Raw genomic sequence first — 15571 nt, 5'->3', positions numbered from 1 at the left:
AAAATGGACTCTTCAGAATCGGTCAAAGACTGGGTCATGGAAGGTCCGGGCGAGATTGCCTTTGAAGACGGGTGGATGAGAATGTGGTCACCCAACGAAGAGTGGCAACATGTTTTCTGGGCTCCCGAACACTTTCCTGAAAGCTTTGTTGCCCAGTGGGAAATGCAGAACCTGAATATTGAAGCAGGCCTGACCATTGTCTTTTTTGCCGCCACCGGCCCCAATGGTGAAGATGTCATGGATGCGTCCCTGCCAGAGCGGGATGGCACCTTTAAGTTCTACAACAATGATGTACTGAACAATTATCACATCTCTTATTATGCCCACAATCCAGAAGCAGCAAGGCTTGGTGTAACCCGGCTGCGCAAAAACACCGGCAAACACCTCGTATCAGAAGGCCCGACGGGGATCAAACACGACTCTACCGATATTCACAAAATCACTCTGGTAAAAAACAGAGACCATATTGTCTTTTACGTGGATGACCGGGAAATCATTAACTGGGTTGATGATGGCTCCGTCAATGGCAAAGTTTATGGCGCTGGTCGTATTGCCCTGAGACAGATGGAATGGAGTGTATTCCGCTACCGTAATTTCAAAGTCTGGTCTGTTGATGAGCACATCGAGGGCGTAACCAAGCCATGAGTAAAAGAACGATCAGAAAAGCACTATTGATTGGCTGCAGCGCATTCATAATGACTGCGGGCTCTGCTCAGGCACAATTATCTGAAAAGCGGCCTGAAAACCTGACGCTGGCAGAGCACCTCTATTCTGACCAGTTTGAAAAGTCTCTGGATCAGTGGGTGATTGAACAGATTCCCGGCAGTAAAACCACCCAGCTCAATGGTCAGATGGACATTGATGATGCGGGCGGTACCACGGTCTGGTTTAAGGAAAAACTGCAGGCACCGGTGATGGTGGAGTTTGATGCCACCATGGTGATGGCTGGCGGCCCTAACGACCGTGGCAGCGATCTGAACTTTTTCTGGATGGCATCAGACCCTTCATCACCTGATGACTTCTTTGCTAAAAGCGAAGAGCGCAGCGGTTACATGCGCAAATACGATGGCATGAGCCTGTACTACGTTGGCTATGGCGCCAATGATAATACGACAACCCGTATGCGCCGTTATCCGGGCGATGGCACCCGTCCTCTTATGCCAGAGTATGATCTCAGTGGTGAGCCTTACCTGAACAAGATCAATACGCCCATGAAAATCCGGCTGGTACACGATGGTGTTCGCTGGAAAATGTGGCGTGATGAAGTGCTGGTGTATGACATCAAGGATGAGCAACCCTTCCTGGATGGCTACTTTGGTTTCCGTACCTGGAAGAGTCATATGCAGATTGACAACTTCAAGGTCTACCGGGTGAAGCCCGCTCTGGAGAAGAAAGTATTACCTCCGGCAAAAGAGCTTGCTGCCTACAAAGAGCAGATCGTTGGCTTCAAAACCTTTGCCAACAACAACAAGAAGCGGATGTCCTGGAAACAGGGGCCAACCATGCTGGGCGTTAACGCTGCCTACCTGGCTACGGGTGACCTGTCACTGTTTGATCAATCACTTCGCATGAGCGATGAGCTGCTGGCACGTCGAAACGACCCAGAAAAAGGTGAAATGGTTTATACCGCGGGTAAACGGGCACTGGTCTGGCCAACCATCAGTAAGCAATACATTGCCAAAGGACGCAAGCAAGCATTCACCAATACCATTATGACCGCCATGATTCTCCAGCCCATTGCTGAGAATGCGCGAATCATTATGGAAACCCCAGCCCTGTGGGAAAAGAAGGTCCCCTTTGGCGAACAATATCTGGCCGGCTCTGGCAAAACTTATGGGGATAAAGCTGCATTCTATCTCCAGGAAATCGAGAACACTCTGGACGATTTTATTTTTCCGGACTGGTACGACGCCAAGACCAATCTGCTGAGAACCCCAGACACCAAAGAGATGAGAGATATTGAGCCGGATCTGGCAGGTCGCTATCCAGCTTACAACCGATCACTGGCCATGATGCAGGTTCTGGACGATCTTGCCCGTACACGGCAGTTGATGGGAGATACCTCTGACAAAGCCGCTTTCTATCAGTCCATGGTACAAAGCCAGCTGGACGTCTTCTTTGAAGATATTCAGACCTATACCCAGAATGGCAAGAACTACTATTACTGGTATTACGCACCCGCGGACCGCGACAGCCGACAGGAAGACAGCAGCCATGGACGACTGGACCTGCAGATTCTTACCAAACTCTACAACGATGGTGACAACCCTTACGGTCTGACCCACGAGAAGATGCAGCCATTTGTGGATACCTTTCTCGATATTATGCTGACCAGTAATGACAAAGAGGTCACTGCATTTATCAAAGGCAGCATCGCGGACTTTCGTGAAAGTGGTTCGACCTCCAAAGCCAGAAAGAACAAAGGGGCTGGACCTTATATCGTCCTTGGCTGGGCTGGTGATGAGGTAATGGATGTTGCCGAAAAAACACTGAACGAAAAGCTGTCCCTGAGCTGGACCCCCTGGCTCTGGTATTACCGAAACGTTAACGCCAATTTGCAGGGATAACCCCTTTAATATTCTAACCACTTCACTCCGGCTATGAACCAAAGCCGGAGCTGCCACTCTGGACATCTCCAGTTATGAAACTCAACGTACTCTCTCTGGCCATTGGCTCTACGCTGATGATCAGTCTGTGCGGCCATGCCGTAGCGTCTGCACACCTGTCAGACTCAACCTCAAAAGCCGGAAACCTGTCTTCTACCTGGCAGGCCTGGGTTGATTCCCGGGCGCCAGACTCAGACTTGATGGCCAGTGACTTCAGCACTGCTTCACAGCCTGTGGTTACCAACTTTTCTTATGCTGGATACCGTCAAAGTGAGCAGCCACTGCCAACCTTGAACAACGCATTCAGCTGCAGCTCCGGAACCACTATTGACCCCGCCACCGGATACACCATTTTTGATGCCACCCAGTACGGCGCCATTCCCAATGATGGTAAAAGTGATAAAGCCGCCGTTCGTGATGCCATTGCCGTTGCCGAAAAAGCCATTCAGAAAGGCAGTGTAAAAGGTGCCGTACTGCTGTTTCCCAAAGGCCGTTACCGGATGAATGAGTCTTCGGATATGGCTCTTATTGATCCCGACAGTAAGGAGTCACTGGCCAGCCAGAGCATTACCGTGACGGAGAGCCACTTTATTCTGAGGGGCTGTGGCAGCGAAACCGAACTGTATATGGATCAGCCTCATCTGCCGATGGATCCGAAGAAGCTCTACTCCATTCCAAGACTCTTTTCCCTCGGAGATGGCCATCGCGAAAAGGTTAGTACCATTACACAACCGATAAAAGGTGGCACCAGTAAGCAGGTTCAGGTTTCTAAAACCGAAGGGCTTCAGGAAGGCGATTGGATTGAAATATTTGCCAAAGTTTCCAGACCGGATCGTATTCAAGAACATATGGGGCCGTACCGTGTTGAGCCCAGCATGAAGAAACTGAAGCAGGGTCTTGAGCTTCGGGAGATCCATCAGATCACGGCGATCAATGGCAATACTCTGACACTGGCTGCTCCCGTGCAGGTGGATATTCACCCCGGCGATAAATGGACCGTCTACCGCAGTGACCGAACCGAAGAGATTGGCCTGGAAAATCTGGCTTTCCGGGGGAACTGGAAAGAGAAGTTCAAACATCATAAGTCCGCCATACACGACAGCGGATGGGGTTTCGTCACGATCAGAAAATCCGCCAACAGCTGGGTGAAAAATGTCACCTTTACGGACTTTAACCAGGGGCTGCAGCTGACGGATACCGTGAACTCAACGGTTATGGATATCAGCTTCCATGGGAACCCAGGTCACCTTTCCCTGCAGTTCCAGCGTTCTTTCAACAACCTGAGTATGAATGTGCGGGACGAGGCCGATACCTGGCACTCTCCGGGCTTTTCTCACTACTCCTCTTCCAACGTTCACCTGAACACCTGGTATTCAAGCACCTCCTCTCCAGACCTGCATGCAGCACAACCACGGATCAACTTGTTTGACCGCACTGAGGGCGGCTGGATTTATGGTCGCTGGGGTGGTGCTACGGTAAACCAGCCCAACCACCTGGCTGGTCTGGTGTTCTGGAACCCCAAAAATACCGCTGTCGCCTACAGCAGTGATGAGCCTTATGAGTTTATGCGCCCTTCCGCATTTGGTCGCATGATTATGCCGATGGTTGTCGGTATGCATGGCAAACCCGTTCATTTTGCCAGTCAGCAGGACTATTACCGGTACATTAACCGAAAAGAACCACAACTTTATAAAGAGGCTCTGCCCGATGTGCCACAGGCTTATGTTGAGTACAATGGGCAGCCAGTATTACCGGGCTCGCTGTTTCTGGCGCAACTTGAATATCGGTTAGGCGAACTGCCTGAATGGATAAATCGCCGGTAATCAAAAAGGCCACCGGACTTAACGTTTGGTGGCCTTTTTGAACCTAGCCTGGTTACTGAAGATAAATAATATCTATCGTTTAAATCATCCTGCAGTAGCCAGCTGGGCCGTCTTTTTACGTCTGATCAGCATCGCTACTGCAACCAATGCGCTCACTACCACCAGGAACGGCAGAACTTCCATTAGCTGACCACTGGCTGTGAACGTGATGACCAGCATCAGCAGCCAGCCGCTGATCATCGGGATCAGGGTTCTGCGAACAATATCAAAGGGTGATAGCCCCGCTATACCAGCTACTGCAATAATAACTCCGGCAATGGGTGAAATAGTGCGCCCCATCCCTGCAGAAAGCTGGATAGGCAGAATCATCTCAGCAACATTCGCTCCGATCTTATCTGCAATCTGGGGAACCATTGGTGCGAACGAGAAAAATGCCGCATTACCGGACCCCATAAGGGCCGAAATGGTGAATGTCAGAATGGCCATAAACAACACAATAATGCTGGCCGAGAAGCCCGCCTGGCTTCCTGCATTCAGCAGAGCGTCAATGGCACCAATAGACTTAAGACCCATGGCAAAGGTTTCACCGGCAATAATCAGGGTTACTACCGTGGCAAACACTTTGCCCATATTGTCGAATATGTCCTGCAGCCTGCTGAACACAATCTTAACGTCACGGTGCCGAATGTATTCAAAAGCCAGACTGATAAATGAGCTGATCAGAATAGCCGTTGGCAGTCCCACACGGATGGTGCCCACTCCCATTTTGCTGAAAGTCAGCATCAGGAACAGTGGCAGTATCGGCAACAGGATATAGTACAGGGGAGCCTCTACCTCAGAAGAACTGACATTTTCGACCACGTCTGTCTGCACGTCTTGACGCTGATCTCTGGCGTCAAAATATTTCTGAACCAGGGCATGGATGATCCCGACGATCACAATAAGAACACTGATGACAGGAAGCTGCTTGTTCACAAAATACTCGGTAATCTCCAGACCAGCAGTCTGAGCAGCCAGCATCGAATTGCCTGACCCGGGACCAAACTCAATGGCGCAGGTGCTTGCAAGCACAGCTGCAACCGCGGCTTTACTGCATCCCAGGCGAATAAGTACCGGGTACAGCGTTGCCATCAACAACAGCCCAAGGCCGGTGGCACTGGAAATGAACAATGACAATGCCTGTCCCAGCATGAACGCCATGGCCAGCATCACATAGGGTGAGTTAAGCTGCATCAGAGGTTTGGCCGTGATCCGTACCATCACCTGACTGGCACCAATGGCGGACATCAAAACAGCGAAGCCCCCAATCAGCATAATCTGCAGACCAAGCCCTCCAGCACGGTTGGCAAATGTTTTACTGATGTATTCAAAAACATCAAAGCCCAGCCAGCCTGTTGACTGACTGACAAAGGAGGGGGTGCTGGTCAACATGGCAATGGCCATCATGGCGATGCCGGTTAAAAACAGTACTCCCTGCGGGTTGTAGTTCTTAAGGATAAGTCGACCGGCAAACAGCAGTCCGATCACAGCAATGATTAAACTCATGATTATTCCTTACTCAAAGTTGCCTGTGATCAGCAGTTCATGGTTCTGCATTAATGTGTTCCCACCGGCGATAACGCTATTCAGCGTGAAATCATCATTAAATACACAAATATCGGCATCCTGACCTACCTCAATGCGCCCTTTGCTGATACCAAGAGAGCTGGCCACGTTGGCGGTCATCATGGCTATTGCCTGTTCAGGGCAAACGCCCTGATCAATGATCAAGGGCAGTAACAGCAGATTGCTGTCGACCGAAGCGGCGGTCAGACCGATGGTTTCCCCCCGATCATTAAACTTTGGCAGACTGCCATTACCGTCTGAGCTGATGGTAATTCGGGAAGCGGGTACATCAGACTCCAGGGCCAGCTTTACCACCTGCTCAGGAGGCATAAAACGACTGCCGCCGGATGTAATGTCAATAAATCCACCTTTGTGGGCAAACTTCATCGCATCTGCAAACAGTGACTCTGTCCGGGCAACGTGTGTAGGAGATATGTGCTGAACCGGCACTCCCATGGCCAGAAGTTCATCAACCTGTTCAAATGGCTGTGGCAATCCACCCATATGGATATGAAGTACGCCTTTTTTACCGGCCAGCAGGCTGGCAATACGAATGTCAGAAACAATTCTTGCCAGTTCCTGAGTCGTTGGAAACGAGCTCCGATGGTCCGCCAGCGCTATCTTGACGCCAAGAATGGCTGGAATAAACGTCATATCATCCCGAATGGATCCGGTAATTGTTTTGGTTGGCACCTCGTAGGATCCGGTATGCATGTAGGCAGTGATGCCCTCTGCCGTCAATGCAGCAGCCTTGGCATACAGGTCTTTCGGTGAGCGTGAGATGCCATCCGTACCCAGAACACCGACAGCAGTTGTGGTTCCTGCCTTGATCAGTTTGGAAAGCGTTACCTGGGGTGTACGACTGCTGAAGCCTGCCTCACCACCGCCACCAGTAAGGTGTATATGCTGATCAATAAGGCCGGGCGTGACTGTTTTACCCTGACAATCAATGATGTTTACATCATTCAGGCCGCTGACATTCAATTCCGTTTCAATTGCCAGAATTTTTCCCTGGCCAAGCAGAATATCTGCCTTACCAACGTACTCTGGTTTGTATAGATTGGTATTCTTCAGAATGGTAAACATAACGTTTCTCAGCTTAATAAAGTGCCGACACCACGATTGTTATTCAAAAGTAGATAGAGGGTTTATGACTAAATAGATAACGAACTGAGAATAACCAGAGACATAATAAAATAGGACTTTCGCATTGACAGGCAGCTGTAAAAATTGCTAGATCAGCAAAAAATAGCGGATGTCGTCGTGCGTAGAAAGATAACAAGACCTACAACAGCTGGGTGTGATTTGCCGAAATATACAGGGTTTCTATTGTGTGAGCCGAAATCAGCAACCTGTACTCGCCTTAGTGAGATCGGAGATATGTCACACCACAGCGTTAACCGTTTTCTACAACGTGAAGACTTTGCTCCCAATGACCTTTTCATGGAAGTAGCCGCAAGGCTGATTCTTGATGGGGGCACGCTATCGGTTGATGATACGGTGCTGGATAAGCCGTACAGTAACTACACGGCATTCATCGGCTATCATTACTCGGGCAAGCATCATAAAGCCGTCAAGGGCATTAATCTCATAACGCTCTATTACACCGATATCAAAGGCTATAGCCTTCCTGTCAATTTCCGTATCTATGACTCTGCGGACGGAAAGTCCAAAAATGATTATTTTCTCGAGATGCTGAAAGAAGTACTTGTATGGGGCTTACGACCTGCATTTGTTACGGGGGATTCCTGGTATAGCAGTGCCGCAAACCTGAAGACTGTGAAAAACAACGGTCTGGGTTTTATGTTTGCCGTTAAAAGCAACCGTACTGTTTCTATCCAAAAGGGTGACTACCAACAAGTGCAGAGCCTGGAGATTCCTGAAGAGGGAATAACCGTTTGGCTACGTAATTTTGGTTCTGTGCGTTTGTACCGGACGCGGCTAAAAAACGAGCTGCGCCATTACGTCGTCTACACACCCCATGCTGGATCAGAGGTATCACCACAGGTAGGCTTTAATGAACTTCACCTGCACCATTGGGCGATCGAAGAGTATCACCGGGCGCTGAAACAACTCTGCAGTATTGAGCGCTTTCAGGTGAGAGGAAAGCAGCAGGTCAGGAACCATATTTTTGCCTCTATCTTTGGGTATGCCTGCCTTCAGGCCAAGAAAGTATCTGAATCTCTCAGTAGCATCTATCGCGTTAAGAATGATGCGCTCAAGGATGCTATTTGGGACTTCATTAAGAGCTTCTCTGATGGTAAAGACTGGCTGAGACCATCTTTTATCAGAGCTGTCAATGCGTAAGTTCTATAAAAGTATTTTGTTTTCTAGTAACTATTCAGCACCCTTCATATAAATCTGGAATTTTCTGATTTTTCGACCATCATCTTATACTCAATTTTTCTAACAAATCTCCAGTATGGAACCAGACTTCCCAGCTACTCCGTTTACCGAAGCTCTCCTTAAAGAGAATGAAGAGCTTCGGACCGAGAATGCGCTTTTACGGGAACGTTGCAGCGAACTGGAAGAAAGGGTTAATAAAAACAGTCAAAACAGTAGTAAGCCACCATCGTCAGATGGTTATCAAAAGCCCAGTAAAAAAGGGAGTGATAAAGGTGATACATCTTCCAAAGAAGCCCCCTGCTCCTCACAGGAAACACCGAACCCCAAAAGCCTTAGACCATCTTCAGGCAATAAACCAGGTGGCCAGAAAGGTCATCAAGGCTCTTGTTTGAGACGTGTCGCCTTACCCGATTATGTCAGGCATCTGAAGGTTGAAAAATGTTGCTGTTGCCAGTCTTCGCTTATCGATATTAAACCCACCAAATACATTGAGCGACAGGTTTTTGATCCAGGTAGACCCGGAGAATTTGAAGTTACCGCGTACTGGGCAGACGTTAAAGTATGTCCTTGTGGTAAACGGAACACCGCTGAGTTTCCCCAAGGAGTGAAAGCCGCTGCTCAATACGGAGAAGTGACTCAGGCAATGGCTGTTCATTTAAACCAGTATCACTTCATCCCATATCACCGGGTGTCTGAGTATTTCAATACTATTTATTGCATGAGTGTCAGCGCAGGCTCTGTTGCCAATTTTGTTGCCTATACCCATGAGAACCTGGCCTCTACTGAGCAGAGTATCCGCGATGCTTTACAAGAAAGTCCGGTTGCAGGAGCGGATGAAACTGGCATGCGGGTTGACGGTTCACTGTGGTGGTTACACATTATGCGAGATGACCAATGGACGCTTTACTACCTCTCAGAAAGGCGAGGTTGTGAAGCAATGGATGCAATGGGCATCCTGCTGACTTTTGCAGGCATTCTGGTTCACGATCATTGGAAGTCCTACTTTGCCTATGCGGCAGTGCATGTGCTTTGTAATGCCCATCATCTGAGAGAGCTTCAGGGAGTTGTCGATAGGGATGCGAATAAGCTGGCTCTGCGGCTGATGAAATTGCTTACGCTCTCCTGGCACTTCTGCAAGAAATACAAAGCAGCCGGTCTGACTCAAATGCCTGGTGCAATACAGCTTCGCATTGAGACGATATACGACCAAATCCTTCAAAGGGCTCTCACGAAGGAAACCGCTTATATGGAAAAACAACGACAGGTGCTTGGACGTAAGAAGGTCAGGAATACCAAGGCCTACAACCTGTTCAAAAGGCTTATTGAGTTTAAGGTTGAAACGTTGCGCTTCATGTCGGACTTTTCAATTCCCTTCGATAACAATGGCAGTGAACGTGATGCCAGGATGGCCAAACTTAAGCAGAAGATCTCAGGCTGCTTCAGAAGCGAAGACGGAGGTACCATGTTTACCCGAATCCGAAGCTATTTATCATCTGCTAAAAAGCAGGGGTTGAACATATTTCAGGCGCTTCTTAAAGCGGTTCGAAATTACAACAATACGCCTTTGCTGGGTGCTGAATAGTTACAAAATTTCTAAGATAGGATTAAAAACTAAAAAAGGTTAAGGTAACCAAATCACCTTAACCTTTTGTTCAAACAACTTGCTTTTTATGATTAAGCGCAGAGCCTGGCAACTTCTTCTGCCGCCAGCAGGAACGCACCTGCACCGTAATCAATGTTGTGCTCTTTTTTGGTCTCCCTTGGGTTAAAGGCGGGTAACTGAACCCATCCCATCATACCGTCATCGTGTACGCAGGTTTTCAGTGCAGCCCAGGCTTTTTCCAGGGCAGGCATATAGGCGTCACGATCCAGAACACCGTGGTTAATACCCCATGCCAGACCATGAGCAAATAGAGAAGTGGCACTGGATTCCGGTGCAGGGAAGCTCTGAGGATCAAGCATACTGGCACGCCAGAAGCCATCTTCGCCCTGCAGTTTGACAACAGCAGCCATCAGCTTTGTAAACAGATCAAGGTACTTCTGCCGATCGGCATAGTCTTCAGGCAGATGATCAACAACACGACAGATTGCAGAAACTACCCAGCCATTGCCCCGGCCCCAGAATACTTTCTCACCATTTTCTTCACGCAGTTCACTGCCCTGACCATCCGGAATATAGCGCTTGTCGCGGAAGAACAGGTCGGTTTCCGGATCGAAAAGGTGTTCAACACTGTCCCACCACATGCTATTCATGGCTTCCAGATATTTCTGGTCACCGGTCATTTCTGTCAGCATGGCAAACGCAGGAGGTGCCATAAACAGGGAGTCACACCACCACCAGTCTTCCCGACCCGGCTTTGGGTCGTTCAGCATCAGGTCAAACGCTGCCTTTGAAGACTCAGTCATAAAGTCTTCTTTCATCGCCTGATACAGCTCAAGATAGGTCTGGCAGCAGCAGTGGTCGTCAGCAAAACGGTCTTCAGGACCCACATCCCATTTATTGCTTTTTGCCCATTTGATAGCAGCGTTCAAATACTGACTGTCATCAGTGGCTCGCCAGGTTGCCATCACGCCGGGATACATAACTGCACGTTCCCAGTCGGTACCTTTTAATACCCGGGTTGCACCACTGCGACGGATCCAGGACTTGGTTGGATTAGCCAGCTGCCAGTCACACACCATACGCATCAGCTTCACTGCTTCTGCATGATCAAAAACGGCAGGAAGAGTCTTTTGTTCAGTCATCGTCGTATCAATCTGTTTTCGTGAAAAGCGCTTTCGTATGGTGGGAATCAGGAAATACAAAGGGCTTTTCTTTACCCATGAGCATGTGTAAATAAGGGCTCTGTTGAGCCCTTATTTATCTGGATTAACGAGCCAGCCAGCCGCCATCTACTGCTACGGTGTAACCGTTAACGTAGTCACTGGCAGCAGAAGCCAAGAAGACAACAGGGCCAGCCAGATCTTCTGGAGTACCCCAGCGGTTAGCAGGAATGCGGCCCAGGATTTCAGCATTACGCTTCTCATCAGCACGCAGGGCTGTGGTATTGTCAGTTGCCATGTAGCCTGGAGCGATGGCGTTAACGTTAATGCCGTGCTGAGCCCACTCACAGGCCAGCAGGCGGGTCAGGCCAGCAATACCACTCTTACTGGAAGTGTAGGAAGGTACGCGGATACCACCCTGGAAGGACAACATGGACGCAATATTAATGATCTTGCCGCCGTTACCCTGCTCCAGGAACTGCTTGGCAACCGCCTGGCTCAGGAAGAATGGGGTTTTCAGGTTAATATCCATAACCTCATCCCAGTCTTTTTCACTGAAATTCACGGAGTCTTCACGACGGATGATGCCCGCATTGTTGACCAGAACGTCTACACGACCAAATACTTCTACGGTTTCCTTAACAATACGCTCAACCGGCTCAATGCTCAGCAGGTTGGCTTCAACGAAATGAAAACGACGACCTGCTGCTTCGATTTTCTCACGGGTTTCTGGCGCATCAATATGACCAACGGCACAGATATCTGCACCCGCTTGAGCCAGAGCAACCGCCATACCCTGTCCCAGACCGGTATTCGCACCAGTTACCAGGGCAACTTTACCTTCGAGGCTGAAAGAAAACTGTTGAGTCATGGGAATCCCTTAATCTTGGTATTCCCAAAAACCGTACTGGGAATACCTGTTCTGAAAGCTTATATAAGTCGTTTGGTTCCCATGCACTGCATGGGAATAGAGCTGGCCTGTTACTTCAGGTCTGCCATTGGCACGAAGTCCATATCGGAGAAGGTCTGGTTCTCACCAGCCATGCCCCAGATGAATGTATAGTTGGAGCTGCCAACACCGGAGTGGATGGACCAGCTTGGGCTGATAACCGCCTGTTCGTTGCGCACTACCAGGTGACGCGTCTCTGTTGGTTCACCCATCATGTGGAAAACAACACCGTCGTCTTTCATATCGAAGTAGAAGTACACTTCCATACGACGCTCATGGGTATGGCAAGGCATGGTGTTCCAGATGCTGCCTGGCTCAAGAATGGTCATGCCCATCGCCAGCTGACAGGTGTCCAGAACGGCTGGCACCATGTACTTGTAAATGGTGCGACGGTTACAGGTTTCAGAGTCACCCAGTGTTTCCGGGCTGGCCATTTCCTGAGTGATTTTCTTGGTTGGATAGGCTGCGTGGGCTGGAGCACTGTTCAGGTAGAACTTGGCTGGCTTGTCAGCATCAACGCTGGCAAAGGCGACTTCTTTCGCGCCCATGCCGATATACAGGGCTTCGCGGCTGCCAATCTCGTGCTCAACACCATCAACAATGATGATGCCCGCTTCACCGATATTGATAGCACCCAGCTCACGACGGGCCAGGAAGAAGTCAGCACCAATTTCCTTACCAGCTTCAAGCTTCACCGCTTCAGTGCCAGGCATACAACCACCGGCAATCACACGGTCAACATGGCTGTAGGTCAGGTTAATGGTGCCGTTGGCAAAAATGCCATCGATCAGAAACTCACGACGCAGTCCTTCGGTGTCCAGTTGTTTGGCATGATCACTGTGAATAGGCTGACGGATTTCCATAAGTCTCTCTTTCTCTGTTCTTGCTCATCAAAAGATGTGTACTGACACACCTTCTTCGAATTCGGAAAAAAAAGTCCGCCCGAAGACGGACAAAGGCTACTTGGTTCTTTACACACTCAGCACCGCATTAAGCGCGATTGCTGCTTCCACACATATCAATCTTTTCGCGGATCAGGGCAGCCATGGCGTCTTTACCTGGCTCCATGTATTTACGAGGGTCATTGGCTTCAGGGTTAGCCAGGAAGTACTCCTTCACCTTGTCGGAGAAGGCAATCTTCAGTTCAGTGGCAACGTTTACCTTGGTAACACCCAGCTCGATGGTGCGACGTACATCAGCAGAAGCGATACCGGAAGCACCGTGAAGCACCAGCGGCGCAGTCGTTACGTTGCGAATTTCCGCCAGACGCTCAAAGTCCAACTTTGGCTCAGATTTGTACATACCGTGGGCAGTACCGATGGCAACCGCCAGAGAGTCGATACCAGTACGCTCAATAAATTCGGCAGCCTGTGCAGGGTTGGTGTACAGCGCATCTTTTTCATCAACAATCAGGTCATCTTCCTGACCACCCAGACGTCCCAGTTCTGCTTCAACAGTAACGTCACGGGCGTGGGCGTACTGAACGACTTCACGGACGATGCGGATGTTTTCTTCAAAATCGTGGTGAGAACCATCAATCATCACGGACTTCACACCCATATCAATCAATGGCTTGATCGCGCCCAGCGACTCGTGGTGATCCAGGTGCAACGCGATAGGGATATCGTGAATTTCAGACGCTGTCTGGGCAATCGCAACCAGGTAGCGGGCTCCTGCGTAGCTGATGGTACCCGGTGTGCCCGCCAGGATAATTGGGGAGCGCATTTCCGCAGCCGTTTCAACAACAACGCGAACAGTTTCCAGGTTATGGATATTAAAAGCTGGCACTGCGTATTGATTCGCCTGAGCATCCAGCAACATTTGTCTTGTTGAATAAAGTGCCATTAATTTGTCTCACTCCAAGCAGAAAATATCTGCTGACCTTTAACGAGTGTCAGCAGTACATTAAAATCGTCGTCCATTACCGTGAGGCTGGCTTCCATACCTGCAGCAATGGATCCCATCCGGTCATTTACCCCAAGAATTCGAGCGGGTACTTCCGATGCCATTCTGACGGCATCCCACTCAGGCACTTCTGCCAGACGGGTCATATTTCTAATGGCCATGTTCAGCGACAGTGTACTGCCCGCTAATGAACCGCATTCCGTGCGAGCTACGCCATTTTTTACCTGAACCGGTAATTCCCCCAACTGATACGTTCCATCAGGCAAGCCACCAGCACACATACAATCTGTAATGAGTGCAGACCTTTCCGTCCCCTTGCACTTCCAGCTCAGCTTAAGAACAGCCGGATGAACATGAACGCCATCTGCAATCATTTCTGCGATCACCGAGTCACTGGCCAGCATGGCGCCAACACAGCCTGGCTCGCGATGATGCAAACCACTCATCCCGTTGTAGAGGTGAACCCCGATAGTGGCACCCGCCTCAATGCAGTCTTCCACCTGGTCGTAGGTTGCATCGGTATGCCCCATGGCAACACGAACACCACTGGCAACGAGTTGTTTCGTTGCTTCAACAGCACCTTCGGTTTCAGGAGCCAGTGCAACAACTTTCAAAGAGTCACCGGCCACTTCAAGCAGGTCAGCAATACGCTCCTGAGAAGGAGCCAGAAAAAACTGTTCCGGGTGAGCACCTTTATGTCGGGGTGTAAAAAACGGGCCTTCAACATAAGTACCCAGGATTTCGGATCCGCCCTCTATACCAACAGCCATGGTGCTTTTGACATTAGCCAGCGCTGCCAGAATCTTCTGCCAGGGAGCCGTTACGGTGGTTCCCAGAAATCCAACGACACCCGTCTTTGGAAGATCTCTGGCAATGGTTGCCAGGGCTTCCGGAGTCGCATCCATGGTGTCTGCACCACTCTGGCCATGAATATGCATGTCAATCAGGCCAGGCATCAGCTTGTGATTGCCCAGATCCACCAGTGTGTAGTCAGCCTTGAGGCTGTCACTTACCGAATCAATGCGGCCATTACTGATGTGAACAAACGCATTTTCAAGAATGCCTTCAGGCGTAAAAACCTGAGCCGCTTTCAGTGCATAATGGCTGTCAGTGATGCAATCCATCATCATTCAGATTCCGTCATCCGCTGCATCAGTGCTTTTCACAGCACGCAGTTCCTGCTGAAAGCTCTTGATGTTTTCAACACCGGTTTCCATCACCTGTTTAACCAGCTCACCCAGCTCCATACCATCACGCTCAAGGCAGGCTTCGGCGGCCATCACCAGGTTGGTACCGGAAATAACATCTGCATTGCTCATTTCAGACGCAACCTTGGCAGAGCGCTGAAAAGGAGAGCCACCAGGAATGTCGGTCAGGAACAGAACACCGTCACCACTGTCAACCTTGTCAGCCGCTTCACGGATTTTCTGTTCCAGTTCGTCGGTAGACATGGACTCCAGAAAGTCCACATATTCAACCTGTTCACTATCACCAGCGATTGCATTGACTGCAGACTGATAACCAGTAGCGAAGTTAAGGTGCCCGGTGATTACGAGACCGATCATGTTGATTTC

General features: G+C 49.6%; 13 protein-coding genes. 5 read left to right on the top strand and 8 right to left on the bottom strand.

Annotated features, from left to right (window positions below; all coding sequences use genetic code 11):
- The first annotated feature begins 3 nt into the window (after positions 1 to 3).
- From ACOCLE_RS23440 to ACOCLE_RS23430, 3 genes are all read left to right on the top strand, one after another.
- Positions 4 to 645: a DUF1961 family protein gene (locus ACOCLE_RS23440; RefSeq protein WP_419534468.1), complete on the top strand. Its 642-nt coding sequence runs from the start codon at positions 4 to 6 to the stop codon at positions 643 to 645.
- Positions 642 to 2567, top strand: coding sequence for a DUF6250 domain-containing protein (locus ACOCLE_RS23435; RefSeq protein WP_419534467.1), 1926 nt, complete (start codon positions 642 to 644; stop codon positions 2565 to 2567). Before ACOCLE_RS23440 ends, ACOCLE_RS23435 begins: the two co-directional genes overlap by 4 nt.
- A 74-nt stretch (positions 2568 to 2641) precedes the next feature.
- Positions 2642 to 4429: a DUF4955 domain-containing protein gene (locus tag ACOCLE_RS23430; RefSeq protein WP_419534466.1), complete on the top strand. Its 1788-nt coding sequence runs from the start codon at positions 2642 to 2644 to the stop codon at positions 4427 to 4429.
- Between the two features lie 84 nt (positions 4430 to 4513).
- Here ACOCLE_RS23430 and dcuC read toward each other — a convergent pair whose 3' ends face one another.
- Both dcuC and iadA read right to left on the bottom strand, forming a co-directional pair.
- On the bottom strand, positions 4514 to 5974 hold the full coding sequence (gene dcuC / locus ACOCLE_RS23425; RefSeq protein ID WP_419534465.1) for a C4-dicarboxylate transporter DcuC: 1461 nt from the start codon (positions 5972 to 5974) through the stop codon (positions 4514 to 4516).
- Positions 5975 to 5983: 9 nt separating this feature from the next.
- Positions 5984 to 7120: a beta-aspartyl-peptidase gene (iadA, locus tag ACOCLE_RS23420; protein ID WP_419534464.1), complete on the bottom strand. Its 1137-nt coding sequence runs from the start codon at positions 7118 to 7120 to the stop codon at positions 5984 to 5986.
- 177 nt (positions 7121 to 7297) lie between these two features.
- Between iadA and ACOCLE_RS23415 the strand changes: the two genes are divergently transcribed.
- Together ACOCLE_RS23415 and tnpC are read left to right on the top strand one after the other, a co-directional pair.
- Positions 7298 to 8341, top strand: a complete 1044-nt coding sequence (locus tag ACOCLE_RS23415; protein ID WP_419533005.1) for a transposase — start codon at positions 7298 to 7300, stop codon at positions 8339 to 8341.
- 115 nt (positions 8342 to 8456) lie between these two features.
- Entirely contained in the window at positions 8457 to 9962 is a 1506-nt protein-coding gene (gene tnpC, locus ACOCLE_RS23410; RefSeq protein WP_419532963.1) for an IS66 family transposase, read from the top strand.
- Positions 9963 to 10054: 92 nt separating this feature from the next.
- Here the strand turns inward: tnpC and ACOCLE_RS23405 are convergent, their stop codons facing one another.
- From ACOCLE_RS23405 to agaF, 6 genes are all read right to left on the bottom strand, one after another.
- Positions 10055 to 11125 (bottom strand): glycoside hydrolase family 88/105 protein, encoded by a 1071-nt coding sequence (locus ACOCLE_RS23405; RefSeq protein WP_419534463.1) that lies wholly within the window; start codon positions 11123 to 11125, stop codon positions 10055 to 10057.
- Positions 11126 to 11249: 124 nt separating this feature from the next.
- A complete protein-coding gene (kduD, locus tag ACOCLE_RS23400; RefSeq protein ID WP_419534462.1) occupies positions 11250 to 12014 on the bottom strand; it encodes a 2-dehydro-3-deoxy-D-gluconate 5-dehydrogenase KduD in 765 nt (254 codons plus the stop codon).
- 110 nt (positions 12015 to 12124) lie between these two features.
- Complete coding sequence (gene kduI, locus ACOCLE_RS23395) at positions 12125 to 12955, bottom strand: 5-dehydro-4-deoxy-D-glucuronate isomerase (RefSeq protein WP_066016775.1); 831 nt, start codon at positions 12953 to 12955, stop codon at positions 12125 to 12127.
- A 127-nt stretch (positions 12956 to 13082) separates the two neighbouring features.
- On the bottom strand, positions 13083 to 13937 hold the full coding sequence (locus tag ACOCLE_RS23390) for a tagatose bisphosphate family class II aldolase (RefSeq protein ID WP_419534461.1): 855 nt from the start codon (positions 13935 to 13937) through the stop codon (positions 13083 to 13085).
- Positions 13937 to 15127: an N-acetylglucosamine-6-phosphate deacetylase gene (nagA, locus tag ACOCLE_RS23385; RefSeq protein ID WP_083232739.1), complete on the bottom strand. Its 1191-nt coding sequence runs from the start codon at positions 15125 to 15127 to the stop codon at positions 13937 to 13939. The genes ACOCLE_RS23390 and nagA overlap by 1 nt, the downstream gene beginning before the upstream one ends.
- A complete protein-coding gene (gene agaF / locus ACOCLE_RS23380) occupies positions 15128 to 15562 on the bottom strand; it encodes a PTS galactosamine/N-acetylgalactosamine transporter subunit IIA (protein WP_066016777.1) in 435 nt (144 codons plus the stop codon).
- Positions 15563 to 15571: the final 9 nt, after the last annotated feature.

Origin of the sequence: Endozoicomonas sp. (assembly GCF_965196975.1) — a bacterium.
GTDB lineage: Bacteria > Pseudomonadota > Gammaproteobacteria > Pseudomonadales > Endozoicomonadaceae > Endozoicomonas.
Note: the sequence above shows the minus strand (reverse complement) of the source record. Positions and strands in the feature narration are given on the sequence as shown.

What these genes read in the sequence shown, in the direction of transcription:
- ACOCLE_RS23430 (WP_419534466.1), top strand. Translation starts at nt 2,642, where the DNA reads ATGAAACTCAACGTACTCTCTCTGGCCATTGGCTCTACGCTGATGATC.
- nagA (WP_083232739.1), bottom strand. Translation starts at nt 15,127, where the DNA reads ATGATGATGGATTGCATCACTGACAGCCATTATGCACTGAAAGCGGCT.
- kduD (WP_419534462.1), bottom strand. Translation starts at nt 12,014, where the DNA reads ATGACTCAACAGTTTTCTTTCAGCCTCGAAGGTAAAGTTGCCCTGGTA.
- kduI (WP_066016775.1), bottom strand. Translation starts at nt 12,955, where the DNA reads ATGGAAATCCGTCAGCCTATTCACAGTGATCATGCCAAACAACTGGAC.
- ACOCLE_RS23435 (WP_419534467.1), top strand. Translation starts at nt 642, where the DNA reads ATGAGTAAAAGAACGATCAGAAAAGCACTATTGATTGGCTGCAGCGCA.
- dcuC (WP_419534465.1), bottom strand. Translation starts at nt 5,974, where the DNA reads ATGAGTTTAATCATTGCTGTGATCGGACTGCTGTTTGCCGGTCGACTT.
- ACOCLE_RS23405 (WP_419534463.1), bottom strand. Translation starts at nt 11,125, where the DNA reads ATGACTGAACAAAAGACTCTTCCTGCCGTTTTTGATCATGCAGAAGCA.
- ACOCLE_RS23390 (WP_419534461.1), bottom strand. Translation starts at nt 13,937, where the DNA reads ATGGCACTTTATTCAACAAGACAAATGTTGCTGGATGCTCAGGCGAAT.
- ACOCLE_RS23440 (WP_419534468.1), top strand. Translation starts at nt 4, where the DNA reads ATGGACTCTTCAGAATCGGTCAAAGACTGGGTCATGGAAGGTCCGGGC.
- iadA (WP_419534464.1), bottom strand. Translation starts at nt 7,120, where the DNA reads ATGTTTACCATTCTGAAGAATACCAATCTATACAAACCAGAGTACGTT.
- tnpC (WP_419532963.1), top strand. Translation starts at nt 8,457, where the DNA reads ATGGAACCAGACTTCCCAGCTACTCCGTTTACCGAAGCTCTCCTTAAA.
- agaF (WP_066016777.1), bottom strand. Translation starts at nt 15,562, where the DNA reads ATGATCGGTCTCGTAATCACCGGGCACCTTAACTTCGCTACTGGTTAT.